Annotated in this window: 21 protein-coding genes and 1 pseudogene; 16 read left to right on the top strand and 6 right to left on the bottom strand. The window is 65.0% G+C overall.

Annotated features, from left to right (window positions below; genetic code table 11):
• The first annotated feature begins 14 nt into the window (after nt 1-14).
• The 12 genes and pseudogenes from LB310_RS01095 (at nt 15) to efp (ending at nt 13196) form a co-directional block, all read left to right on the top strand.
• Nucleotides 15-1310 (top strand): AI-2E family transporter, encoded by a 1296-nt coding sequence (locus tag LB310_RS01095; protein WP_301154097.1) that lies wholly within the window; start codon nt 15-17, stop codon nt 1308-1310.
• 127 nt (nt 1311-1437) lie between these two features.
• Nucleotides 1438-4086, top strand: a complete 2649-nt coding sequence (alaS, locus tag LB310_RS01090) for an alanine--tRNA ligase (protein WP_301154096.1) — start codon at nt 1438-1440, stop codon at nt 4084-4086.
• Nucleotides 4087-4191: 105 nt separating this feature from the next.
• A complete protein-coding gene (gene ruvX / locus LB310_RS01085) occupies nt 4192-4602 on the top strand; it encodes a Holliday junction resolvase RuvX (RefSeq protein WP_087189870.1) in 411 nt (136 codons plus the stop codon).
• Nucleotides 4603-4628: 26 nt separating this feature from the next.
• A complete protein-coding gene (mltG, locus tag LB310_RS01080) occupies nt 4629-5780 on the top strand; it encodes an endolytic transglycosylase MltG (RefSeq protein ID WP_278807255.1) in 1152 nt (383 codons plus the stop codon).
• Between the two features lie 49 nt (nt 5781-5829).
• On the top strand, nt 5830-6645 hold the full coding sequence (locus LB310_RS01075; protein ID WP_238386100.1) for a YqeG family HAD IIIA-type phosphatase: 816 nt from the start codon (nt 5830-5832) through the stop codon (nt 6643-6645).
• Nucleotides 6642-7589, top strand: coding sequence for a shikimate dehydrogenase (locus LB310_RS01070; RefSeq protein WP_301154095.1), 948 nt, complete (start codon nt 6642-6644; stop codon nt 7587-7589). The genes LB310_RS01075 and LB310_RS01070 overlap by 4 nt, the downstream gene beginning before the upstream one ends.
• Before the next feature lie 272 nt (nt 7590-7861).
• The gene (gene aroC / locus LB310_RS01065; RefSeq protein ID WP_087191210.1) at nt 7862-9034 is read left to right on the top strand and encodes a chorismate synthase; all 1173 of its coding nucleotides are present in this window, start codon (nt 7862-7864) and stop codon (nt 9032-9034) included.
• Nucleotides 9035-9039: 5 nt separating this feature from the next.
• Nucleotides 9040-9618: a shikimate kinase gene (locus LB310_RS01060; protein WP_157007358.1), complete on the top strand. Its 579-nt coding sequence runs from the start codon at nt 9040-9042 to the stop codon at nt 9616-9618.
• The gene (gene aroB / locus LB310_RS01055) at nt 9603-10721 is read left to right on the top strand and encodes a 3-dehydroquinate synthase (RefSeq protein WP_087191211.1); all 1119 of its coding nucleotides are present in this window, start codon (nt 9603-9605) and stop codon (nt 10719-10721) included. The genes LB310_RS01060 and aroB overlap by 16 nt, the downstream gene beginning before the upstream one ends.
• A pseudogene (gene aroQ / locus LB310_RS01050) lies at nt 10718-11134 on the top strand (type II 3-dehydroquinate dehydratase); the annotation flags it as partial. The gene aroB and the pseudogene aroQ, both read left to right, overlap by 4 nt.
• A gap of 192 nt (nt 11135-11326) precedes the next feature.
• Nucleotides 11327-12556: a Xaa-Pro peptidase family protein gene (locus LB310_RS01045; RefSeq protein ID WP_278806171.1), complete on the top strand. Its 1230-nt coding sequence runs from the start codon at nt 11327-11329 to the stop codon at nt 12554-12556.
• Nucleotides 12557-12635: 79 nt separating this feature from the next.
• Nucleotides 12636-13196: an elongation factor P gene (gene efp / locus LB310_RS01040; protein WP_087191212.1), complete on the top strand. Its 561-nt coding sequence runs from the start codon at nt 12636-12638 to the stop codon at nt 13194-13196.
• Between the two features lie 205 nt (nt 13197-13401).
• On the opposite strand, the gene LB310_RS01035 is transcribed toward efp, so the two are convergent.
• The 6 genes from LB310_RS01035 to LB310_RS01010 all read right to left on the bottom strand — a co-directional run bounded on the left by LB310_RS01035 (nt 13402) and on the right by LB310_RS01010 (nt 18443).
• Nucleotides 13402-14034, bottom strand: coding sequence for a CpsB/CapC family capsule biosynthesis tyrosine phosphatase (locus tag LB310_RS01035; protein WP_087191213.1), 633 nt, complete (start codon nt 14032-14034; stop codon nt 13402-13404).
• Between the two features lie 30 nt (nt 14035-14064).
• Nucleotides 14065-14997, bottom strand: coding sequence for a CpsD/CapB family tyrosine-protein kinase (locus LB310_RS01030; protein WP_301154093.1), 933 nt, complete (start codon nt 14995-14997; stop codon nt 14065-14067).
• Between the two features lies 1 nt (nt 14998).
• Nucleotides 14999-15661, bottom strand: a complete 663-nt coding sequence (locus tag LB310_RS01025; protein ID WP_087191215.1) for a YveK family protein — start codon at nt 15659-15661, stop codon at nt 14999-15001.
• Between the two features lie 45 nt (nt 15662-15706).
• Complete coding sequence (locus LB310_RS01020; RefSeq protein WP_278806168.1) at nt 15707-16900, bottom strand: LCP family protein; 1194 nt, start codon at nt 16898-16900, stop codon at nt 15707-15709.
• Entirely contained in the window at nt 16881-17732 is an 852-nt protein-coding gene (locus tag LB310_RS01015; protein ID WP_278806167.1) for a class B sortase, read from the bottom strand. The genes LB310_RS01020 and LB310_RS01015 overlap by 20 nt, the downstream gene beginning before the upstream one ends.
• A 150-nt stretch (nt 17733-17882) precedes the next feature.
• A complete protein-coding gene (locus LB310_RS01010) occupies nt 17883-18443 on the bottom strand; it encodes a hypothetical protein (protein ID WP_278806166.1) in 561 nt (186 codons plus the stop codon).
• A gap of 803 nt (nt 18444-19246) precedes the next feature.
• Here LB310_RS01010 and loaP point away from each other — a divergent pair.
• From loaP to LB310_RS00990, 4 genes are read left to right on the top strand one after another with little or no spacing between them, the layout of a single operon-like run.
• Nucleotides 19247-19771, top strand: coding sequence for an antiterminator LoaP (loaP, locus tag LB310_RS01005; protein WP_278806165.1), 525 nt, complete (start codon nt 19247-19249; stop codon nt 19769-19771).
• On the top strand, nt 19740-20585 hold the full coding sequence (locus LB310_RS01000; RefSeq protein ID WP_367316797.1) for a sugar transferase: 846 nt from the start codon (nt 19740-19742) through the stop codon (nt 20583-20585). The genes loaP and LB310_RS01000 overlap by 32 nt, the downstream gene beginning before the upstream one ends.
• Nucleotides 20586-20623: 38 nt before the next feature.
• Nucleotides 20624-21256: a sugar transferase gene (locus LB310_RS00995; protein WP_096227876.1), complete on the top strand. Its 633-nt coding sequence runs from the start codon at nt 20624-20626 to the stop codon at nt 21254-21256.
• Complete coding sequence (locus LB310_RS00990; protein WP_301154092.1) at nt 21253-22134, top strand: glycosyltransferase; 882 nt, start codon at nt 21253-21255, stop codon at nt 22132-22134. The genes LB310_RS00995 and LB310_RS00990 overlap by 4 nt, the downstream gene beginning before the upstream one ends.
• Nucleotides 22135-22152: the final 18 nt, after the last annotated feature.

Below are 22152 nucleotides of genomic sequence, written 5' to 3'. Positions count from 1 at the left end.
GAGGAGCCGGCCCGGTGGATCCCGAACAGAACGAGCGCGAGCAGGCCAAGGCGCTGAAGGCACGACGCCGCTTCCTCACGGTGTGGACCATCGTGGGGGCCATCCTGCTGACGGGCGTCCTCGTGTACCTCTTCAACCTGTTGAGCGTGCCGGTTGGCATCGTCATCTGGTCCGTGGTGATCGTGTTCTGCCTGCGCGGCCCCGTGAACAAGCTGGAGAAGCTGGGCGTTCCCCGCCTGGCCGGAACGGCGATAGCCTATGTGCTCATGTTCGTGGTGTTGGCGCTGGTGGGCCTGCTCATGTTCTCGCCGGCCTTCGGCGTGGGCGACCAGTTCACGAACCTTATCCAAAGCGTGCCCGGCTACATCCAAATCATCGCGAACTGGGGCAACGACCTGTATGTCCGCTATGCCGACGTGCTGCAGAACGACACGGTGCAAGGGTGGATCACCGATGCCTTCAACGCCCTCGTGGCCTGGGCCTCCACGTTCGCGCGCGACAGCGCCTCGGGGGTGGTGGCCATCGGCACCGGCGTGGTGAACACGTTCGTGGCGCTGGGCTTCGCGCTGGTCGTGGCGTTCTGGATGCTCATGGAGCTGCCCGACCTCGGCCGCGAGTGCGGGCGCCTCGTCGGCCCGAAGCACCGCGAGGACCTGGAGATGCTGCACGTCACGTTCACGCGCGTCATGGGCGGCTACATCAAGGGCACGCTTTTGCAGTGCGCCATCATCGGCGTGGGCTGCGTCGTGCTGTTCGGCGTCATCGGCATCCCGAACTACGCTGCCCTGGGCGGTATCGCCGGCTTGCTGAACATCATCCCCATCGTGGGCCCGTGGCTGGGCGGTGCGCTCGCGGCCGTGGTGGGCGTGTTCGTGAGCCCTTGGATCGCGCTCGTGGCGCTGCTGGGCACCATCGCCATCCAGCAGATCGTCTACACGTTCGTGTCGCCGAAGATCATGGCGAACTCGGTGGACGTGCACCCGGCCCTCACCCTCATCGCTTTGATGGCCGGCTCGGCCATCGGCGGCGCCATGAGCGGCTTCACCGGCTCGCTCGTGGGTATGCTGGCCTCGATTCCAGCCGTGGCCGTGGCGAAGTCGGTGTTCGTGTACTACTTCGAGAAGCGCACGGGCCGCCAGCTCGTGGCCAAGGACGGGGTGTTCTTCCAGGGCACGCCGGCAGACGGCGATGCCGTCGACCCCATAGCCGACGCCATCGCGCCGCACCCCGACGTGTCGGCTGCGTTCGAGCGTGGGGAGCAGCGGAAGGCCGACGCAGAAAAGAAGGCGCGGCAGAACAAAGAACGCTAAACTGTCTCCAGCACGTTTTGGGCGGGCCCGGCGCCTCGGCGCCGCGGCCGCCTTGAGCATAGGGGGCATCGGGGAGGTTTGGCCGATGCGCAGACCAGAGGACCAACGGGAAAGAAAGATAGACGACATGGAGTATATGAGCACTGCCGAGATACGCGAGAAGTACCTGAGCTACTTCGAGGCGAAGGGCTGCAAGCGCTGGCCCTCGTCCTCGCTGATTCCCGACGACCCGTCGCTTCTGCTGACGAGCGCCGGCATGGTGCAGTTCAAGCCCTACTTCCTGCAGCAGAAGCAGCTCGAGGCGCCCTACGTGGGCACCACGACCGCGCAGAAGTGCGTGCGCACGAACGACATCGACATCATCGGCACCACGGGCCGCCACCTGAGCTTCTTCGAGATGCTCGGCAACTTCAGCTTCGGCGCGTACTTCAAGAAGGAGATGTGCGCCTGGGCCTACGAGTTCTCCACCGAGGTGCTGGGCCTGCCCGCCGAGCGCCTCTACTTCACCGTGTACCTCGACGACGACGAGACCATCGAGATCTGGAAGGGCCTCGGCGTGCCCGAGGACCACATCTCGCGCCTGGGCGAGGAGGACAACTTCTGGCGCGCCGGGCCCACCGGCCCGTGCGGACCGTGCTCCGAGATCTACTACGACCAGGGCGAGGAGTTCGGCTGCGGCAGCCCCGACTGCGCGCCGGGCTGCGACTGCGACCGTTTCCTGGAGTACTGGAACCTGGTGTTCACCCAGTACGACGGCCAGGAGGACGGCTCGTTCGTGCCGCTGCCGAAGAAGAACATCGATACCGGCATGGGCTTGGAGCGCATCGCGGCCATCATGCAGGGCGTGCAGTCGAACTACGAGACCGACGTGCTGCGCAGCCTCGTGGGCGTGGGCGAGCGCCTGACCGGCGCCGTGTACGGGGCCGATGCCGACGCCGACCTGTCGCTGCGCATCATGGCCGACCACAGCCGCTCGGTGACGTTCATGATCGCCGACGGCATTTTGCCCTCCAACGAGGGCCGCGGCTACGTGCTGCGCCGCCTGCTGCGCCGCGCCGTGATGAAGGGGCACCTGCTGGGCCTGGACAAGCCCTTCCTCAACGAGTACGTTGACGAGATCGTGAACCTCATGGGCGACGTGTACCCCGAGATCGTGGAGAACCGCGAGCTGGCTCGCCGCGTCATCCTGTCCGAAGAGGAGCGCTTCGGCGCCACGCTGCGCCAGGGCCGCGCCTTCCTCGACGAGGCGCTGGCCGGAATAGAGGGCGAGGTGCTGCCGGGCGATCGCGCTTTCACGCTGCACGACACCTACGGCTTCCCCGTGGAGGTCACGCGCGAGCTGTGCGGCGAGCGTGGCATCGAGGTGGACATGGAGGGCTTCGGCCGCTGCATGGACGAGCAGCGCGAGCGCGCCCGCGCTGCCAATACGAAGGATGCCGAGGCGGCTTGGTCCACGTACGGCGGCGTGATGAACGAGATCTTGGAGGCCGTGGGGCCCACCGAGTTCCTCGGCTACACGAAGAGCGAGGCGGATGCGCGCGTGCTGGCGATCGTGAAGGACGGCCAGCAGGTAGACGTGCTGGAAGCGGGCGAGGAGGGCCGCGTGGTGCTGGACGCCACGCCGTTCTACGCCGAGAAGGGCGGCCAGATCGGCGATACGGGCGTTCTGGCCGAAGACGGCGTCGTCGTGGCGGTGCTCGATACCAAGGAGCCCGAGAAGGGCTTGATCGCGCATACCGTCAAGGTGGTGGACGAGCCGGCAGGCGGGCGCATCCAGGTGGGCGATACCGTTCATGCCGCCATCGACGTGCCCCGCCGCGAGCGCATACGCCGCAACCACACGGCCACGCATATCCTGCACTGGGCGCTGCGCCAGGTGCTGGGCGATCACGTGAAACAGGCCGGCAGCTACGTTGCCGACAGTCGCCTGCGCTTCGACTTCACGCATTTCGAGGCCATGACGGCCGAGCAGATCGCCGAGGTGGAGCGCCTGGCGAACGAGAAGGTCATGGAGAACCATCCCGTGCGCGCCTACGAGACCTCGCTCGCGTCGGCCCGCGAGGCCGGCGTCATGGCGCTCTTCGGCGAGAAGTACGGCGAGTTCGTGCGCGTGCTGGACATCGAAGGGTTCTCGCAAGAGCTCTGCGGCGGCACGCACGTGTCGGCAACGAGCGAGATCGGTTTCGTGAAGATCACGTCCGAGACGAGCGTGGGTGCGAACCTGCGCCGTATCGAGGCAGTGACCAGCTTCGACGCCCTGGCGTATATGAACCGCGTGGAGGTGGAGCTCAAGGAGAGCGCCGAGGCGCTGCGCGTGCCCCTGTTCGACGTGAGCGAGCGCACCGCCGCCAACGTGAAGCAGCTCAAGGAGCTGCAGACGAAGATGAAGCGCAACCGCCAGACCATCGCAGACGACGGCATCTCGTCGCTGGTGGAAGGCGCCGTCGAGGCGAAGGGCGGCTATCCCGTGGTGTTCGGGCGCCTGCCCGAGGCCGACGCGGGGCAGATGCGCAACGCATGGGACGTGCTGCGCGCGCGTCTGGGCAAGCCGGGCGCCGCGGTGCTGGCCACCGAGAAGGACGGCAAGCCCACGCTCTTGGCCGCCGGCACGCCGGAGGCGGTGGAGGCGGGCTTCGACGCCGGTGCCGTTATCAAGGCGATCTCCGGCAACATCAAGGGCGGTGGCGGCGGGAAGGCCGCCATGGCGCAGGCGGGCGGCAAGGACGCCTCGGGGATCGACACAGCGCTCGAGGCTGCTCGGGAGATGCTGCTGTAAGACTCTGGGCCGGGGCTGTCCGACGCGGCACGGCGCTCGGGCAGCCCTGACTCGTGCGAACAGCCCGTTGGGTCAGCTCGCACACGACCAGGAAAGGCCCTTAGCATGCGCATCATGGCGCTCGACATAGGCGAAACGCGGGTGGGCGTCGCGGTGTGCGACCCGGGGGAGCGGGTGGCGTCGCCGGTGTGCGTGCTGCCGGCTGCCGAGGTGCTCTCCTGTGCGAAGCCGTTCCGCCGGCTGCTGGAGGACTGGGAGCCGGAGCTGCTGCTGTGCGGCTTGCCCTACACGCTGGCCGGCCAGGAAGGGCCGCAGGCTGCGCGTATCCGTACGGCGGCCGATGCCATCACGAAGGCGTGCGGCATCCCCCACGAGTTCGCCGACGAGCGGTTGAGCTCGCAGGAGGCCAAACGGAGTTTGCGTGAAAAGGGCATGGGCGAGCGGGAGATGCGCGGCAAAATAGATATGATAGCCGCAAGTCTGTTCTTGCAGGCGTGGCTTGATGCGCGCCGTTAGGCAAGCCGAAAGGTAGAGGAACGTTCATGCCCCCACGGAAGCAAGTCACGTATTCGCAGCGCCCGAACCACGCGGCCCGCTCGGCGCACGCGCGCGGCGAGCGCGAATTCCGCACCTACGATACCAGCTATATCCGCCCGAAACAGAGCAAGGGCCCGAAGATCTTCGCGGCGGTGCTTGCCATTGTCGTCATCGGCGGCCTGGTTTGGGGCGGGCTCACCCTGTTCAACAGCTGCTCGGGCACGCCAGCAGAGCTCCTTGCCGAAGGCCAGGAGGCCGCCGTCGTGGTGGAGCAGGGCTCCGGTGCCAAGGCCATCGGGGAGCAGCTCGTGGAGAAGAAGCTGGTGGGAAGCGCTTCCGACTTCACGAAGCGCGTGAACGAGATGGGCGTGGAGTCCCAGCTCAAGCCCGGCACCTACACGTTCGCGGGCGGAACGTCGCTCGACGACATCGTCAGGCAGCTTGCCGCAGGCCCCGACATGGGCAACGCGCTGACCATCCCCGAAGGCTACAAGCTCTCCGACATCGCCGCGGCCGTCGCCACGGCCTCCGAGGACCGCATCACGGCCGAGGCCTTCACGGCCGCGGCATCCGATGCCAGCGTGTACGCGGCCAGCTACAGCTTCCTGGCCGATGCGGGCACGAACTCCCTCGAGGGCTTCCTTTTCCCCAAGACCTACGCCGTGGCCGACGACGCAACGGCCGACTCGCTCGTCCGCATGATGCTCGACCAGTTCCAGAAGGAGACGGCGGGCCTCGACTGGTCGTACCTGCAATCGCAGGGGCTCTCCATCTACGACGCCGTGAACCTGGCCTCCATCGTGGAGAAGGAGTCGAGCGGCGACGAGCAGATCCGCGCCCAGGTGGCCGCCGTGTTCTACAACCGCCTGGAGACGACGGGCGAGCCCAGCTACGGCTTCCTGCAAAGCGATGCCACGACCGCCTACGAGGTGGGTCACGACCCCACGCCCGAGGAGGTGCACGCCGAGACGCCGTACAGCACGTACACGAACAAGGGCCTTCCGCCCACGCCCATCTGCTCACCGAGCCTCGACTGCCTCAAGGCCGTGTGCGCGCCCGACCAGGAATCGCTCGGCAAGTACTTCTTCTTCTACTTCGAGGGAGACAGCTACTACTTCACCGAGACGTATGAAGACCATATGGGCACGTTCTCGTAGGGCGCCTGCTCCGAGCATCTGACCGACCCTATCTGCAAAGCAGCCGACCATGCCGCTTCTTGAACCCGACCGCTATTTCTCGCGCCTATCGCACGTCGACATCGAGCGCGACTTGCTGGCGCTCGGCTTCCGCTTCGTGCTGCTCGACATCGACAACACCATCCTCACGCGCGACACGCATGAGGTGCCGCGCGACGCGGGTTTCTGGCTCGCGAAGGCGCGCGACGCGGGCATCGCGTTCTGCCTCGTGTCCAACAACTGGCACGAGGGCGTCTACCAGCTGGCGAACCGCCTGTCGTTGCCCATCGTGGCGAAGGCCGTGAAGCCGCTGCCGCCCGCGTTCCTCATGGCCCTGGGCAAGATAGGGGCCACGCGCGATGCCACCGTCGTCATTGGCGACCAGCTGGTCACCGACGTGCTGGGCGCCCACTTCCTGGGCATGAAGGCCTACTTGCTGGCCCCGCTCGTCGAGCAGGACCTGCCCCACACGCTGCTGCTACGCAACTTCGAGCGCCTGGTCATGGGCGAGCGGAAGCCCGAGGGAGCTGGCGTTCCGACGGCTTGCCAGCCGTCGGAACCGGCCGACGCTGCGGCTTCCCCCGGCACCTTTCGGGTTCCGTCGACCTGCCGGCCGACGGAAGCTGCCGACGCTGCGGCTTCCCCCAGCACCCGATCTCGTGGGGATGCCGGACGCTCGCGTACCGAAGTACGCTTCGCCTCCGCCATCCCCACGATCTCGGACACTGGGGAAACCCTCGCTGACCTTGGTGGACCTGTGAGCGGGGGGACCGGGAAAGCCCTTGCAGACTTGGGTGGACCTGCGGTGGAAACCGACGAACCTGCTAGAACGGGAGGAGCTTCATGAGCAAGCTGGAAACTGCCGAGAGCCTGTACTTGCTGGGGCATCCTATCGCGCATTCGAAGTCGCCGGTCATGTACAACGCGGTGTACGCGAGGCTGGGGTTGCCGTGGCGCTACGAGTTGGCCGACTTGGCCGGTGAGGAGGAGGCGCGGGCGTTCTTGGCCGCGCGGGACTTCCTGTCGGTGAACATCACCACGCCGTACAAACCGCACGCTTTCGAGGCGGCCACGCACAAGGCGGCATCGGCCAAGCTCGCACGTGGGGCGAACCTGCTGGTCAAGCATGGGGAAGCGCTGCTTGCTTACAACACGGACGGCCAGGGCTGCGTGGCCTTCCTCGAGCGCACGGGCTTCGACTTCGCCGGTGCTTCGGTGGCGGTGTGCGGCACGGGCCCCACGGCGCTCGCCATCCTGCACGCCTGCGCCGTCGCCGGGGCCCGCGAGGTCGTGCTCGTCGGGCGCGACAGGGAGCGCGCGCAGTCCGTGCTGCAGGATTACGTCGACGAGTTCGGGCGGCTGTCGTCGGCCGCGATCGACCTGCCGGCGGCGAGCGAGCACCACCGCAGCTTCCGCGAGGCCTACGATGCCACCGCGTTCAAGTTCGGCAGCTACGCAACGTCCACGCGGGCCATACGCGACGCCGACCTCGTGGTGAACGCCACGCCCCTTGGCATGCAGGCGGGCGACCCGGCCCCGTTCGACGGGGCTCTCTTCCAGCCCGGGCAGCGCGCGTTCGACGTGGTGTACGGCCACGGCGAGACGGCTTTCGCCGCCGGCGCTCGCGCCGCTGGCTGCACGGTTTCGGACGGCGCGGGCATGCTCGTGGCCCAGGCCGTGGCCAGCGTGCGCACCGTCTGCGACATCGCCGGCGTCGGCGTCGACCTGGACGCGATCGACCTGTTCGAGGTCATGGCCGAAGCGGCGGGGTTCTCGATTCCGACAGCCTAGGTGCTCCGCCGTTCTTCAGGTGGCGAAGCGAAGCCGACATTGAGGGGAGACAGGGGGGGACAGGGGGACGGGGATGATGTCTCATTCAACGAATGAGACATCATCCCCGTCCCCCTGTCCCCCCCCTGTCTCCCCAAAGGGCGCTTTGCGTCGCCTGCCCTCGTTTCGTTCGCTTCATGGCGATCTGGTACGACGGGCGAACCATCGTTCGCTCTGCCGTGCGGCTGCGGTACAATAGGCGCAAAACGACGACAGCGGGAAAGCGGACCAATATGCGCTACCTAACAGCGGGCGAGAGCCACGGCCCGGCCCTCACGGCCATCGTGGATGGCGTGCCGGCGGGCCTCAAGATCTCCGAAGACCAGATAAACAGCGACCTGGCGCGCCGCCAGTCGGGCTACGGCCGGGGTGGGCGCCAGGCTATCGAGCGCGACCGCGTGCGCGTGACCTCCGGTGTGCGCTTCGGCCGCACCATCGGCTCGCCGGTGGCGCTCACGGTGGCGAACCGCGACTGGGAGAACTGGACCGACCGCATGGCCGCGTTCGGCGACGTGCCGTCCGACCTTATGCGCGAGGTGTGCCCGCGCCCCGGCCATGCCGACCTCGTGGGCGCCCTCAAGACGAACACCGACGACTGCCGCAACATCCTCGAACGAGCGAGCGCCCGCGAGACGGCGGCGCGCGTCGCCGCCGCCGGCATCGCCCGCGAGTTTTTGGCCGAGCTCGGGGTGGAGGTGTTCTCCTACGTGGCCTCCATCGGCGACGTGTCGCTCGACGAAGACGACCCGATGCTCGCCGCACCCGACTACAAGCCGCTCGACATCGAGCTCTCCGACGTGCGGTGCCCGGACGAGGAGGCCACAGAGGCCATGAAGGCCGCCATCGACGCCGCGCGCGAGGCGGGGGAGAGCCTGGGCGGCACGTTCCGCGTCGTGGCCACGGGCCTTCTGCCCGGCGTGGGCGGCTACGCCACCGCAGGCGAGCGACTGACCGGCCGCATCGGCGCCGCGCTGTTCTCCATACCGGCAATCAAGGGCGTGGAGTTCGGCCTGGGATTCCAGGCGGCGCGCCGTCCCGGCTCGCAGGTGCACGATCCCATCGAGCTGGACCCCAAGGCCGGCTTCACGCGCACCCGCAACAACGCGGGCGGCTTGGAAGGCGGCATGACCACGGGCATGCCGCTCATCGTGACGGCGGCCATGAAGCCCATCCCCACGCTCATGACGCCGCTCTCCACGGTGAACCTGGACACGCTCGAGCCCGAGGAGGCCTCGCGCGAGCGCAGCGACGTGTGCGCCGTGCCGGCCTGCGCCGTGGTGGCCGAGGCCGAGGTGGCCATCGTGCTGGCCGACGCCTACCTGGAGAAGTTCGGGCATGACAACATGACCGACATCAAGGCAGCCGTGAAGTCCTACCGGCAGCGCCTGCGGACGCTGTCCCGGTGATGCGCATGAGCGGAACGAGCCTGCCGCCGCAGAACCGCCCCGCGCGCATCGTGTCCGAGCTGGCGAAGCCGGTGTTCTTCGTGGGTTTTATGGGCGCGGGCAAAACGTCCGTGGCGCGCAAGCTCGCGCGCACGTGCGGCATCGCCTCGGTCGACATGGACACCTACCTGGAGCGCCGCGAGGGCAAGCGTGTGCGGGAGCTCTTCGCCGAGGCGGGCGAGGAGGCTTTCCGCGCCATCGAGACCGACGTGCTGCGCGAGTTGGCGGGAAAGGACCCGCTGCTCGTGTCCTGCGGCGGCGGTGCGGTGCTGCGGCCGGAGAACCGTGCCATCCTGGCCGAGCGGGGATATGTGGTGTACCTGCAGGTCACAGCCGATGAGGCGGCTTCGCGCATCAGCGACGTGTCCACGCGCCCCCTGTTTCGCGACCTCGAGACGGCCCGTGCGACCATCGAGGCGCGCCTTCCGCTGTACGAGGACGTGGCCGATGCCGTGGTGAACACGGCCGGAAAGAGCGTGGCGGCCATCGCGCGCGAGGTGCGCGGCGTGCTGGAGAGAGAGGGAATCCTGTGGCAACGAAAGTGATCGTGAACATTCCCGGCGAGGAGCCGTACGACGTGCGCATCGGTGCCGGCGTGCTCGATGCGCTGGGTGCGCGCATGCACGGCGTCCCATCGCTCGAGCAGGCGGAGCGCGTGCTGGTCGTCACCGACGAGAACGTGGCGCCGCTCTACCGCGATCGGGCGAGGGAATCGCTGGCATCCGCAGGCTTCCGCGTGTCGGACATCGTGGTGCCGGCGGGCGAGGACACGAAGTCGGTTGAGGTGGCGAGCGAGATATGGGAGGCTATGGCGCAGCTGGCGCTTGGCCGCGACTGTGCCGTGGTTGCCTTGGGCGGCGGCGTGGTGGGCGACCTGGCCGGGTTCGTCGCCTCCACGTACATGCGCGGCGTGACGCTCGTGCAGGCGCCCACCACGTTGCTTTCGATGGTTGACTCGTCGGTGGGGGGCAAGACGGGCGTGAACCTGACGGCCGGCAAGAACCTCGTGGGCACGTTCAAGCAGCCGGCGTACGTGTGCGCCGACACGGGAGCGCTTTACACGCTGCCCGAGCGAGAATGGGCGTGCGGCTGCGCCGAGGTGGCGAAGTCGGCCGTCATCGATTCCGACGAGTTCTTCTTCTGGCTGGCGGAGGCCGCCGGCGCCCTCGCAGAGCGCGACGAGGCCGTCGTGGCCGAGGCCATCGCCCGTTGCGTCGTGTTCAAGGCCGACGTCGTGGCCGAGGACAAGGCGGAGAGCCGCGGGGTGCGCGAGTGCCTGAACTACGGCCACACGCTCGGGCATGCCGTGGAGGCGCTGGCGGGCTACGGCACGTTCTCGCACGGCGCCGCCGTGGCCGAGGGCATGCGCTTCGCCGCGCGCCTCGCGGCGGCGCTCGCGGGCGCGCCGCTCGAGTTCGTGGCCGCGCAGGACGACCTGCTGGACGCGCTGGGGCTTCCCGCGCTCGCCTGGTCGGCCGAACCGGCGGACATGCTCGCCGCCATGAAGCGTGACAAGAAGGCCCGCCACGGGCAGGTTCGCTTCGTCCTCCCGCGCGACGTGGGCTCCTGGGAGCTCCGCGACGTGGACGACGCCGTCATCCTGGAGCACTTGGAGGCCTGGGCGCGCTCGAAGGAGGCGCTCTCGTGAAGCGGATACTGGTGCTGAACGGCCCGAACCTCGACATGCTGGGCGTGCGCGAGCCGGGCGTGTACGGCTCGGGTACGCTTGCCGACCTCGAGCGTCTGGTGACGGAGCACGGCGAGCGGCGCGGCGCGGCCGTCGCCTGCTTCCAGTCGAACAGCGAGGGCGAGCTGGTGGAGGCCGTGCACGCCGCACGCGGCGCCTACGACGGCATCGTGTACAACCCCGGCGCGCACACGCACTACTCCTATGCGCTGCGCGATGCCGTGGGCGGCATCGACGTGCCCTGCGTAGAGGTGCACATCTCGGACGTCGATGCGCGCGAGCCTTTCCGGCGCGTTTCGGTTATCGCGCCCGCCTGCGTGGCGCAGGTGAAGGGCCGCGGTTTCCAGGGCTACTGCGACGCCCTCGATCTGCTGCTGGAGGGCGTCTCCGAGCGCCTGGGCGAAGGCTACGAGCAGCGCTACCCGGCCGGCCAGGTAATCGTCGGCGGACGAGACTTGCTGCAGGAGGACGAGGAGGGCGAAGCCGTCCCGCTGACACTGCCTCCAGGGATCGCCCAGACCAGCGCGGCGGACCACCCCCAAGCGCCGATCGGGAGCCCTGCTGGTCTGCCTCCCCAGCCGCCGGCGCGAGGCGACGCGGGCCCGCGTTTGGATCGCCTCCGCGCCGCTTGCGCGGACGACGGCATCGATGCGTTCCTCGTGCGCGACACCTCGAACATCGCCTGGCTCACCGCCTTCGACGGCGTGTTCGACGACGAGAGCGCCCACGCCCTGTTCGTCACGCCGAGCGCCGCCGTGCTCCACACCGACTCGCGCTACGTCGATTCCGCACGCGCCGCCGCCTCGGACGGCCCCATCGCCGTCGACGACGCGCGGAAGACCCATGCGAAGTTCGTCGCCGATGCCCTCGAGGGGCCGAGCAATGCCGAAAGATCCTCTGGCGCGGATGCCGCGCCCGAAGGCGTCCGCGGCGGGATCCCCGCGAGTACCCTCGGGAGCGCCCCTGCCAACCCTACGCAACCAGTCGTCCTCGGCATCGAGGACTCCCTCTCGCTCGGCGAGTTCCGCGCCCTCGAGGCCGCGCTCGCCGAGGCTCCCGGCTCCGCCCCGATCCTGCGCGAGACGAGCCGCTTCGTCCTCGGCCTGCGCGCCGTCAAGGAGCCGACCGAGGTAGTGCGCCTGCGCGCCGCCCAGGCCGTCACCGATGCAGCGTTCGCGCACATTGTCGCGTTCATGCGCCCCGGCATGACCGAGCGGGAGGTCCAGATAGAGCTGGAGGACTTCATGCGCCGCCATGGTGCCGAGGGCCTCGCGTTCCCCTCCATCGTGGCCGCGGGTCCGAACGGCGCGAGCCCCCACGCCGTACCGGGCGCCACGCTGCTCGAGGCGGGCCAGTGCGTCGTGCTCGATTTCGGGGCCCGTGCCTACGGCTACTGCTCCGACATGACGCGCACCGTGTTCCTGGGCGAGCCCGACGAGCGCCTGCGCGCCGCCTACGAGGCCATCCGGCAGGCGAACGAGCAGGTGGAGGCAGCGCTTCGCCCCGGCGTCACCGGCAAGGACGTGCACGAGCTAGCCGAGCGCGTGCTGGCGGACCACGGCTTCGCGGGCAAGATGGGCCACAGCCTGGGCCATGGCGTGGGCATCGACATCCACGAGGAGCCGAACCTCTCGCCGCGCAACCCGCACCCGCTCGTTCCCGGCAACGTGGTCACGGTGGAGCCGGGCGTCTACCTAAGCGGCGAGTTCGGCATGCGCCTGGAGGACTTCGGCGTCATAACCCGTGATGGTTTCGCAGTTTTCACCCAATCGACGCATGACATGGTTATAATATAGCGGCAAAATACCTGCGTGCCGCCGCCCCAGACGAGTGCAGTTCCGCGGTCGGCGCGAGCTATCGAAAGGAACCAAGGGAATGGCAATCTCTACCGCCGACTTCAAGAACGGCATGTGCATCGAGTACAACGGCAAGCTGTGCACCATCGTGGAGTTCCAGCATGTGAAGCCCGGCAAGGGCGGCGCGTTCGTCCGCACGAAGCTCAAGGACATCAAGACCGGCCGCGTCATCGACAACACGTTCAATGCGGGCGTGAAGGTGGAGTCTGTGCGCCTCGAGTCGAAGAAGCTCCAGTACCTGTACAACGATGGCGCCGACTTCAACTTCATGGACAACGACACCTACGAGCAGACGGCCGTCTCGGCAGAGATGGTGGGCGACGCCGCCCAGTGGCTCAAGGAGAACGACGAGGCCACGCTGCTCTACGCCGGCGACGAGCTGATCAGCATCGAGCCCCAGATGTTCGTGGAGCTCGAGGTCACGCACACCGAGCCCGGCTTCAAGGGCGACACGGCTACGAACACGACGAAGCCCGCCACGCTGGAGACCGGCGTGGAGCTGCAGGTTCCCACGTTCGTCGAGATTGGCGACATCCTGCAGATCGATACCCGCGACGGCCGCTTCATCAAGCGCGTCTAAGGTGCTCTGTCGGCCTGCGGGCCGACAGAAATGCTCGACGCTGCGAGGCCTCCTGGCACCGGATCTCGACCCTTCCATGCTGTTCCCACGTGCGAGAAGCACGGTAGGCCGCATGATGGGCCGACCTTGGGTGCCAGGGGGCCTCTTGTTGTTTTTGTCCCGAGCCTGAGAAAGAAGGCGCCGCCTCTCGGGCGGCGCCTTCATGCTAGTACTTCTGGGCGATCTTGATGGCTTTGCGGTAGTCGGCGTAGTCCTCCACGCAGTGGGCGTCCGAGGCGATGTAATCCACCAGGTCGTTCTCCAACAGCTTGAGCGCCGCCCGCTTGCTGTTGCTGCGGAACCCGCCTGCGGCGAAGTTCCCCGACAGCTGCAGCAGGCAACCCAGATCCTTCATCTCCTCGGCAACGCCGATGTCGTTCTGCACGGGCCGGTAGCGCTCCGGATGCGCGATGATGGGCTGGATGCCCTGGCCTTGCAGGTTGTAGATGATGCGCTGCCAATTCGGCGGCAGGCTGGCCACGCCGAATTCCAGCAGCAGCAGGTTCGTGCCCTCGAAGCAGAGGTGCGACGCGTTGTCGATTCCGAAGCTTATCAGGTTCTCCCAGTACACCTCGAAACCCAACGTCATCTGAAAGCCCTGCGAATGCGCGAACCGGCTGAGCACATCGAAGTGGTCGACGATGCGCTGATAGTCGAAGCGCGAGCCCCGGCAGTGGGGCGTGCAGACGATGTTGTCGATGCCCGACTTGCGGGCAGCGTTGAGCATGGCCTGCGACTCGGCGAAGTCGCTCGACCCGTCGTCGACGTCGAACAGGATATGGCAATGGAGGTCGAACATCCGCGGAACCCGCTTCCTGGCAACCTTCGCCTACGAGCGCGTCCGGTTCTTGTGGCGCGGCGCCTTGCCGCCCGGCGTCATGGCCTTGAAAGCGTTGGGCGCGTAAGGGTTGCCCGCTCCGGGGGCGATGGCCTGCCCGTCCGGCATGCCCGTGCGCGGCTGCTGCGCCGCAGGGCGGGAGGACGAGGCACGGCGTGGGGACGTGTGCCCTTCCTTCTCCCAGGACACGGGGTTGTTCAGGTCGGAAGGCATGGCGGACGGCTCGAAGTCCTCCTTGTTCACGCGCTTGCCGTCCTGCGTGTAGTAGGCGTAGTAGTAGCTGCTCTCGTCGTCGGTGCAGAACGTCATGACCGTGCCCAGAATACGGGCATCGGCCACGCGGAGCTGCTGGGCGCACTTCGCCACGAGGGAGCGCTTCGTCTGGTTCTGGCGGATGACCAGCAGCGTGCCGTCCACCAGGCTGCTCAAGATGGCGGCGTCCACGAACAACGACACGGGGGGCGTGTCGAAGATAACGTAGTCGAACGAGTCGCGCAGCTTGTCCACCAGCGACGCGAAGCGCTTCGTGCTCAGGATGTCCGCGGGGCTCGGGATGTTCGGCTCGGCGTCGAGGAAGTACAGGTTCGGGATGTGCGTCGGCAGGATGGCGTCGTTGAGCGAGGCCGAGCCCGAGAGGGCAGCGTACAGGCCGTTTGCCGGATGGACGTCGAGCAGCTTGCCCAGGGAGCGGCGGCGCATGTCGCACTCCACGATGAGCACCTTCTTACCTGCCGTGGCTATGGCGTTGGCCAGGTTCGTGGACACGATGGTCTTGCCCTCGTTCTGCTCCGAGGAGGTGACCACGATGGTCTTCACCTTCTCGTCCGCCGAGGCGAAGCGGATGTTCGCCAGGAGCGTCTTCGACGCGTTGGAAAGCTGCGGGTGCTCGAAGCGCGCGAGGATCTTCTTGCTCTTCTTGGCCATGTTAGTTCCCCTTACCCTTCAGTGCGGGCATGCGGCCCAGCACGGGCAGCCCCAGAAGCTCCTCGGCTTCCTCGGGGCTCTTCACGGTGGTATCGATAAGGTCGAGCAGCACGATGAGCGCCACGGCGAAGAACAGGCCCGCCAAGAAGGCGACGGCGGTGTACATGATGCGGTTCGGGCCCGAGGGGGCGTTGGGAACCTGGGCGGCGTCGACGATGTTGACGGCCTTGAGCTCCATGACCTCCACGGCGGTGTCGGCCGTCTGCTTGGCCAGCTCGTTGGCAATCTGCGCCACGGCCTCCGGCTTCTTGCCTGTCACGCTCAGCGTGATCACGCGGTTCGTGGTGGCCGAGGTCACCTTGATGTCGTAGCCCTTGAGCGTGCTCATGCCCAGAGACTGGGCGGTGGCATCGATCACGCGGTTCGACTGGGCCATGACGGCGATGTCGTTCGCCAGCTGCTGGCTGGCCGTAGTGTCACTGCTCGTGATGTTCGAGCTCTGCTCATCGGTCTTGTTGAGCACGTAGAGCGATACGTCGGACGTGTAGTCGTTCGACATGAATCCCCAACAGTAGACGGCGGTGGCCCCCGCGAAAACGAGCGGGAACACGACGACCAGATACCACTTCTTCCGAAGCAGGTGGAGCAGTTCTAACAAGGTCACGGGTTATCTCTCCTAACGGGCCCAAGTATGGCATTTGCAGGTCGGTTAGTCGACCTGGCGGTAGTACACGTCCAAAACCGTCTCGTACACGGAATTCTTGTCGAGGTAGTACTCGGCGTATTTCTCGCCATGCTGCATCTCGCCCGAGAGCGTGGTCACGTTGAGGTTCGTGATGCCGCTCGAGAGCACCGAGGTGGCCAGGTAGCCGAATTCGCTGACGCCAAGGTTGGTGATAGAGTACTCGCTGGCCGTGTTGAACAGGTCCAGCAGCGTGCCCACGTTACCTTGGGCCATGCCGAGCGCCTGCGCGGCGAATGCCTTGATGTACTGCACCTGGCGCGCTTGACGGTCGAGCGACGACGTGAGCACCGACGTGTCGCGCCATTGCACGTAGCGAAGCGCGTTGCTGCCGAACAGCACCGTGTCCTCGCCTTCGACGATAGCCGTGTCCGGGATGCTCTGCAGCGGTGTGAGCGCCACCCCGCCGATCGCATCGTTCAGAGGGCCGACGCCGCTCAGGTCGAGCGCGAAGTAGTACGAGATGGGCATGTTGTACAGCATGCGCGAGGCCACGGTGGTCGTGTACTGGCAGCTGGTCTCCCTGCCGTCGCCGTAGCTGTAAGCCAAGCACAGCTGCATCTTGTCCAGGCCGATGAACGCATCGCCCACGAACTCGCCCACTTCCACCATGCTGTCGCGGGGGAGGCCGATGGCGGTCGCCTCTCCGGTCTCCGTGTCAAGGGCCATCACCAGGACGGCATCGGCTTGGCCTGCCTTCTCGCCCACCTCGGCCGGAGCCGTGCGGTCGAAGCCGATGACGCAGATGGACACCATGTTCTCGTTCAGGGCGTACGTGTGCCCGTTGTACTTGACGGTCTTGCCCTCGTCGTAGGTGACGGCGTTCTCGATCGTCTGGATGTCCTCGGCTTGGGAGGCCTCGTGAATGGCGCCCTCGCCTGCCTTGATGGTGCTCATGATGCCCCAGGCCGTGCCTCCGCCTACCAGCGCAACCACGGCCAGCACGACGAGCGCGATGCGGATGCGCTTCTTGCGCTTCGAGTGGCTCCGCTTGCGCTTGCGGACGAGTACTTCCTGGCTCTGGGAGGCTGCTTGCTGCGCGAAGAACTCCGAGGAGTCGGTACGACCCGCCGTGGGTTGACCCGTCGAGCGACTCGGGGCCTGCGTTGAGGCCGGTCGACTTTGAGGGGAGGGCGGTCTATTAGTAGGTCGGTTGGTCATCTATCAAAACTCCAGTGACGATATAGCGGCTCGCGGTGTGGTTGGTATCGCTCATGCACGTGCTCAACTGCACTATTTTATCATCAATTGACAATTCGGTGTCACTTCGGGTGTTAACCAGCAAAGAATCCGGATGCATGACGAAGTCGAAGTACTCCTGCCTCACTGTCGGGTTCGAGAGGTCGTAGGAGTTCAGGATATGGCGGTCGTCGTAGAGGTAGGCCGACACCACGCGGTAGGTGAGCACGTGTCCCGGCGTGTAGATGCTCAGCGTGTCGTGCTCGTTGAAGAAGTCCTCGTTCTCGAAGTAGTGCAACGTGGAGAACATGGTGCCGTTCTGCAGGTTGTGGCCGTAAAGCACGGTAACCGGGTCGGTGAAGTCGGTGCTGTTGGCCATCTCGGTGTAGATGGCGCCCTCCACGGCGTACTCGCCGTCCTTGTTGTGGTCGAGGTAGAGGAAGTCGTTCGTGGCGCTTTGCAGCACGGGCAGGTTCACGTCGGTGCCGGGTACGTAGACCCATGCGTAGATGTCGGGATTCTCCTGCTTGAGCGAGACGAAATCGATGGGGTTCTCCACGCGGTCGTCGGCCGCGTCCTGCGCCGGCTGCTCCACCACGGGTTCCGGCGTGCTCCGCATCTCCTCGGCCACGCGGTTGAGCTCGCCCTGCTGCCAGATCAGGTAGCCGCACCCGGCGGCGACGCCGCACAGGAGGACGACGAGGAGCACCGCCAGGATAACGATGGATCGCTTCTTCTTCCTGGCCGCAGGGTTCTCCGCCTTAGCGTGGCGGGGCTGGAGGTCGTCGTGCTGGTCCAAGGGGGCTTTCGGCATGGGTGAGACCGCTCGCTTTCAATACAGGTGGGTCGTACTGCAGATGTTTCGACTATGGTATCAAACCGTTTACGCATAAAAGAAGAGACCTGTTGTAAAACAGGTCTCTTCGATACAAGTTCTATATAAGACTTGCTTGAAACGCTTGTGCTACTCGGTGACCTTCTTGCGCAGGGCCACGAACACAGCGCCGGCGGCGATGGCCGTCACGACGGTGGCGCCGGCAACGGTGCCGAGGTCAACGCCGGTCTGCGGGGACTTGGCGCCCGTGTTGGCAGCAGCCGAGTCGGCAACCTTGTCGCCGATGGCGATCGAGAAGATCGACAGCTTGTCGACATGGATGGAGACGGTGCCGTCAGCGGCGACGGTTCCCGTCAGGGTTTCCGTGGTGCCGTCAGTGTGCTGCACATACACCGTGAAGGCATGGCCAGCGTACTGGGTGCCAACGTTGAACGTCAGGTCGACGTTGGTGGCATCGCCCGTAACCTCGAACGAGGCGACGATGTCGGTGCCGGCCGGAACGTTGCTAGCCTGCGTAGTGGTGGAAGCCACGCTCTCGATCGTGCCAGAACCAGCCTTGACGACAGCGGTCACGCCGTTGGAGCCCGTGGCGGTGCCGTTGTTGCTCGGGCTCGGGGCTGCCCATGCCAGCGTCGGGAGCGCAAGCATGAGTGCTGCAGCACAAGCAATCGCTACAATCCTCTTCTTCATTCAATCCTTCTTTCCTTGGGTGCTCTTCACGCGAACACAGGTTTACAGCCTTACTCCATGAAATGATAGCGGCCATTCGACGCGTTTGTCAATGAGAAATTGATCTTTTGCCTCGTAAACGTAGTAATTCCTCTTTAACGGGACAATTGGCGTGTTGTGCAATAAGCCCTTCTCCCTGGCTTTGGCGGGCATTTCCGCTCCGTGCGCAGCGGCTGTTCCTGCGAGGCGGCGAAGAACGCGCGCGAGTTGTGAAGGATGCTCTGGTGGGTATTCCGTGTCGGACGTGCCGCTTGCTCCGTCGTCAGATATTCAAAGTCGATTGCCGAAGGAGAAAGCGGGGGGGGGGGTTAACCGAATAAACGCCACCCCGAAGAAAGATTCTTCACATTTGGCGTTGCTAAACTGTAAACCTGAACCTATGATTTATAATGACAACCGCCAGTTTAATCAGGGAATACATAATCTTTTGCTCTGCGATGGATGTTGTTTTCCCATGGCGGCTGGTGAAAGGCCGAATTCGGAGGAGCGCGCACAGTGCCGCGCCTTCTGGCTGACGCAGGAAAGCAGTGGGTCTGCGAGGACTGCACGGGGTATTACGACCGTGCGCGCTTCCCGCCTCCGCCTTCTCCGCGCCTTTTCGGCTGTGGCGGCTAGACCGCCGGGCATATCTTACAAGCGAGGGATCGTCGCTGGGTGCGCGTCTCGTTGCGAGTAGGAGGATGAATAACGTTGTCGTTTCGCATCGCCTTCCGGCGCATGGCGAAGCTTTACCTTTGTATAGGCCCTTCGGCAGGAGGCTGGCTATGTGGTATGTCGTGCAAGTCGTCGGCGGCAGGGAGCGCCGCGTCCTCCATCTGGTGGAGCAGCTCGTTGATGACGATGTGCTGCAGGAGTGCTTCATTCCCCAGTACGAGATCATGAAGAAGATCAAGGGCGAGTGGAGGCGCCGCTCCGAGATCCTGCTTCCCGGCTATCTGTTCCTTATTACCGATAAGGTCGACCAGGCTGCGGACGAGCTCCGCAAGGTTCCCGCGTTCACCAAGCTCCTGGGAAACGACAACGCGTTCATTCCCCTTAACGCAGATGAGATAGCCTTCATCGATTCCTTCACGACCAAAGACCACCGCGTGGTGGAAATGTCGGAGGGCGTGATAGAGGGCGACGAGATCAGCATAACGAAAGGCCCGCTGGTCCACCATACCGCCCTGGTAAAGAAGATCGACCGCCACAAAAGGCTGGCGTACGTAGAAACGACGATGTTCGGCCGCACGCTGAACCTCAAAGTCGGACTAGAGATTGTCAGAAAACACAACAACAAACCAGTTTGAAGAATCTCCCAACCTGTCGGCTGAGGCCGCCCTCCCTTTCGATGGCTTCGATGTCGAGTTGTCCGAGTCGTCGCCGGCTACGCATCGCCCCTTCCGCTCGCTTCGTGATGACGGATCTGCCGTTATCGCAGTTGGCGAAAACCCCTTTGTCGATCCCGAAGTCGCGCGTGCTGCTTATTCTCGCGAGGAGGGCCGGCTCGCATACCGCTTCCTAAAGAGGGCGTTCGACATCGTCTTCTCCCTAGCTGTGATCGCCGTGCTGCTGGTCCCGTCGCTTCTGCTGTGCCTTGCCATCCGCATCGAGAGCCCCGGCAACCCCATCTACTCTCAGAAGCGTGTGGGTCGCATCGGCAGGAACGGCGAGGTCGAGACCTTCGACATGTTCAAGTTCAGGAGCATGCACGCCGACGCCGACGACCGTCTGGCCGACTTGCAGGACCTCAACGAGGCTGATGGCCCCCTCTTCAAGATCAAGGACGACCCCCGCGTGACGCGCATCGGCCGGTTCATCCGCAAGCACTCCATAGACGAGCTCCCGCAGTTCCTGAACTGCCTGCTCGGGCAGCTCTCCTGCGTCGGCCCGCGCCCGCCTTTGCCCTCCGAGGTCGCCCAGTACGACGAGCGCGTCATGCGCCGCCTCTCCGTCAAGCCCGGCCTCACCGGCTACTGGCAGGTGAGCGGCCGCAGCGACACGACCTTCGACGACATGGTGGAGCTGGACCTCAAGTACATCGAGGAGCAGGGCGTATTGACTGATCTCAAGGTGATCGCCCGCACGGTCGGAATCATGCTCACGGGGGGGGGCGCTTACTAGAGGCGCCCCTCCGACCCTGCTGCGGGCGGTGACGCCCCGTGGCTAGGAACGGGAGCCTCTTCTACAGGGCATGCAAAAGGACCTTCGACATAGCGTTCAGCGCGGCTGCGATCGTCCTCCTCGCAGCGCCTATGGCGGTGCTGTGCGCGATGATCTCCGCGGAGTCGCCGGGCGCTCCGCTCTACTCGCAGGAGCGCGTGGGCCAAGGCGGGAGGCTGATCCGCGTGATTAAGGTGCGCACCATGGTCGCCGACGCCGATGACGTGACGAGGCACCTGACGCCCGAGCAGCTGGAGCAGTGGGAGAAGGAGCGCAAGGTGGAGGGCGATCCCCGCGTGACAAGGGTGGGGAGGGTTCTCCGGGCCACCTCGCTTGACGAGGTGCCCCAGTTCCTCAACGTCCTCAAAGGCGACCTGTCGGTGATCGGGCCCAGGCCGATCACGCAAGACGAGCTCGCCTGGTTCGGCGATGACGCGGAGGAGTACCTGAGCGTCCCCATGGGCATCACGGGCCTCTGGCAGGCCACCACGCGAAACGACGCCACCTTCGAGTCGGGTGAGCGCCAGCGCATCGAGCTTGAGTACGTGCGCAACGCCGGCTTCAAGATGGACGCCCGCTGCTTCCTCGGCACGTTCGGGGCTATGTTCGGCAAGAGAAGGAGCGGGCGATGACGGCAGAAAATCGGAGTCGGGGTGGAGTGTTTCCGCCCTACTCTTGTCTGATCAGTGTTTACTACAAAGAAAATGCCGCATTTCTTAAAAACTGTCTCGATTGCATTTTAGCTCAAACGGTCAAACCAGATGAGATTCTCGTCGTCAAGGATGGCCCTTTGACAGAAGAGTTGGATGGTGTTCTAAGTGAATACGACAATGATTATCCCGGTCTTTTTACATTCTTTTGCTATCCCGAGAACAAGGGTCTTTGGCATGCCTTAAGTGTCGGCATTCCTGTATGTCGCAACGAGTTCATCATGCGAATGGACGTTGATGATTGGTCGATTCCTGATCGTGCGGAAAAACAGCTCACCCTGTTTGAATGTCACCCGGAGCTTGGTTGTGTTGGAAGCACGGTGCTGGAATTCGAAGATAACATAGGCAACATCGTTTCACTGGTTGATCTGCCAGAGGCCAATGAAGAAATAGTCCAATTTGGCCAAAAACGTTGCCCCTTCAGGCACCCCTCGCTTATGTATCGAAAAAGCATTTTGAAGAAGGCGGGCGGTTACCAGTGTATGCCATACTTCGAGGACTATGACCTGTATATGCGGCTAAAAAATACAGGATGTGTTTTCCATAATATCCAAGAGCCGCTTGTCTATATGCGCGTAAGTCGAGATTTCTATGCGCGTAGAGGTGGATTTTCTTACATGCGCGATATGCTTCGCTTCAAGTCGGCTTGCCTCAAACGTAGAGACTACGGCTTGCTCGAGTTCTTGGCATGTACGACCCCTCATATTCTAGTTTGTCTCATGCCAAATATTCTGCGCACTTGGGTCTACAAGAGATTTCTTCGAGCTTCGGCCCCTGCAGATTTACGGGTGGTTGAGTAGCTGTGAATGCGATCAGGA

Source organism: Gordonibacter sp. RACS_AR49 (assembly GCF_030418435.1).
GTDB lineage: Bacteria > Actinomycetota > Coriobacteriia > Coriobacteriales > Eggerthellaceae > Gordonibacter > Gordonibacter urolithinfaciens.
This window is presented reverse-complemented; position numbering and strand designations above follow the sequence as displayed.

Bases quoted from the DNA above. Each gene is read 5' to 3' on its own strand.
- LB310_RS01075 (WP_238386100.1), top strand. From the start codon at position 5,830: ATGCCGCTTCTTGAACCCGACCGCTATTTCTCGCGCCTATCGCACGTC.
- LB310_RS01010 (WP_278806166.1), bottom strand. From the start codon at position 18,443: ATGAAGAAGAGGATTGTAGCGATTGCTTGTGCTGCAGCACTCATGCTT.
- alaS (WP_301154096.1), top strand. From the start codon at position 1,438: ATGGAGTATATGAGCACTGCCGAGATACGCGAGAAGTACCTGAGCTAC.
- LB310_RS01060 (WP_157007358.1), top strand. From the start codon at position 9,040: ATGAGCGGAACGAGCCTGCCGCCGCAGAACCGCCCCGCGCGCATCGTG.
- efp (WP_087191212.1), top strand. From the start codon at position 12,636: ATGGCAATCTCTACCGCCGACTTCAAGAACGGCATGTGCATCGAGTAC.
- ruvX (WP_087189870.1), top strand. From the start codon at position 4,192: ATGCGCATCATGGCGCTCGACATAGGCGAAACGCGGGTGGGCGTCGCG.
- mltG (WP_278807255.1), top strand. From the start codon at position 4,629: ATGCCCCCACGGAAGCAAGTCACGTATTCGCAGCGCCCGAACCACGCG.
- loaP (WP_278806165.1), top strand. From the start codon at position 19,247: ATGTGGTATGTCGTGCAAGTCGTCGGCGGCAGGGAGCGCCGCGTCCTC.
- LB310_RS00990 (WP_301154092.1), top strand. From the start codon at position 21,253: ATGACGGCAGAAAATCGGAGTCGGGGTGGAGTGTTTCCGCCCTACTCT.
- LB310_RS01030 (WP_301154093.1), bottom strand. From the start codon at position 14,997: ATGGCCAAGAAGAGCAAGAAGATCCTCGCGCGCTTCGAGCACCCGCAG.
- LB310_RS01015 (WP_278806167.1), bottom strand. From the start codon at position 17,732: ATGCCGAAAGCCCCCTTGGACCAGCACGACGACCTCCAGCCCCGCCAC.
- aroC (WP_087191210.1), top strand. From the start codon at position 7,862: ATGCGCTACCTAACAGCGGGCGAGAGCCACGGCCCGGCCCTCACGGCC.
- LB310_RS01070 (WP_301154095.1), top strand. From the start codon at position 6,642: ATGAGCAAGCTGGAAACTGCCGAGAGCCTGTACTTGCTGGGGCATCCT.
- LB310_RS01035 (WP_087191213.1), bottom strand. From the start codon at position 14,034: ATGTTCGACCTCCATTGCCATATCCTGTTCGACGTCGACGACGGGTCG.
- LB310_RS01020 (WP_278806168.1), bottom strand. From the start codon at position 16,900: ATGACCAACCGACCTACTAATAGACCGCCCTCCCCTCAAAGTCGACCG.